Source organism: Streptococcus sp. GMD4S (assembly GCF_000296955.1).
On record NZ_AJRE01000213.1, the window covers coordinates 1 to 1,534 of the forward strand.

The 1,534-nt window shown below is 39.0% G+C and carries 2 protein-coding genes and 1 pseudogene; all 3 read left to right on the top strand.

Features of this window, described 5'->3' with window-relative positions; genetic code table 11:
• A partial coding sequence (locus GMD4S_RS08735; RefSeq protein ID WP_000299169.1) for a hypothetical protein occupies positions 1-534 on the top strand: 534 nt, incomplete at its 5' end.
• A gap of 91 nt (positions 535-625) precedes the next feature.
• Positions 626-1,234 carry a hypothetical protein gene (locus tag GMD4S_RS08740; RefSeq protein ID WP_025172597.1) on the top strand — a complete coding sequence of 203 codons (609 nt, stop codon included), beginning with the start codon at positions 626-628 and terminating at the stop codon, positions 1,232-1,234.
• Between the two features lie 179 nt (positions 1,235-1,413).
• Positions 1,414-1,534: pseudogene (locus GMD4S_RS12995) on the top strand (AzlC family ABC transporter permease); the annotation flags it as partial.

Sequence of the window (1,534 nt, forward strand, 5' to 3'; positions counted from 1 at the left end):
CCTAGTACGCAGTTAGTCATGTTTAAATCTCTTTCCTTTTATATGTCCACAGAATCTTTTGAAAAAGTATTTGGAGAAGCTGATAAAGTTGTTGAGGAAACAGAAATGGCTTATCGTGATACTTGGCGTGCAGAAGACCCTTATTTTTATAAAACAGGTCGCCTCTTCTACTATTACGAAAACATGAGGTGGAAAGACTATACTGTTCGTGCAGATTTCACATTTTCAAAATGGCATACTTTAGAAGAAGTAAGAGTCTCTTTTCCTATCAATTCAAAAGTGGAACAGAAAGAACTGGTCAACAATTTATCTCAGTTTATAAAAACAGAGATTGAAACTTTGCCAGACTATCAGTCTTTGACTGTTGAAATGCTAGGACTCGAGAAAGATTCTTATCGATATAAAGCCAAATTACAAGGACAAATGGAGGAACTCTGGGTTGAAGTCTATCCAACAGAACTAGGTTATCATGAGAAACCTGAAGATAAGAAATATGGGGTTGGGATTAGTCAATATCGGAGGCATGCATCGTAATCCTTTCCTTCTATACCCTAGAATAGAAGTCAGTTAATGGTTAACTCTTTTATCTTGGACAAATGATAGAGTTTTTTAGTATAGTAAAAATATGAAAATTACAAAAATAATCAGTAGTTTACTTGCTCTTGGAGCTTTACTCATGCTTTTATCAGCTTGCCATAATATCAACAAGACGCAACTAGTTTTGTTTGAATCCCTTTCGTTTGGTATGCCTGTTAAATCTTTTGAAGAAGTATTTGGAGAGGCTAGCCAAGTGGTGGAAGAAGAGGAAATGGCCTATCGCGATACTTGGCGTGCAGAAGACCCTTATTTCTATAAAACAGGTCGCCTTTTCTATGATTACGAAAATATTTCTTTGAAGGGCCATACAGGTCGAGTAAGATTCACATTTTCAAAATCGCATCGCTTGGAAGAAGCGACAGCTCATATTACTGTAGCTTCAAAAGGGGAGCAACAAGTAGTGATCAACAATCTATCCCAGACTGTAAAAAAAGAATTGGAAGAACTCCCAGATTACCAGTCCATGACCACTGATCCGGTAGGACTCTATGATGACGGTTATCGCTACAAGGTCAAGCTGAAAGGACAACAGTGGGAACTCTGGGTCGATGTCTATCCGACAGAAGATGAAGATGCTGAAAAAACTGAAGCCAACAAGTATATGATTCGAGTGGATCAATTTCTCATGTATCCATAAACAGGTAACATTTTTTACAATGTTTACTAGCTTCAAGTTTCAAACTCTAAACTTTTTTCCCTTATTTGAATATGTTATAATAGTCCGTGCTGTGGCTGTGATAACGAACAGCCTCAATTGGAGAGAATATGAGGAGAAGGATGAAAGAAAAAGGATTTTGGGAAGGTGTACAGGCGGCCATGCCGACTGCCCTTGGCTATGTCAGCATTGGCCTGGCTTGTGGGATTATCGGTGCGCCCTATGTGACACCTGTTGAGATGGGCTTGATGAGCCTCTTTGTTTATGCTGGGAGCGCCCAGT

Bases quoted from the DNA above. Each gene is read 5' to 3' on its own strand.
- GMD4S_RS08740 (WP_025172597.1), top strand. From the start codon at position 626: ATGAAAATTACAAAAATAATCAGTAGTTTACTTGCTCTTGGAGCTTTA.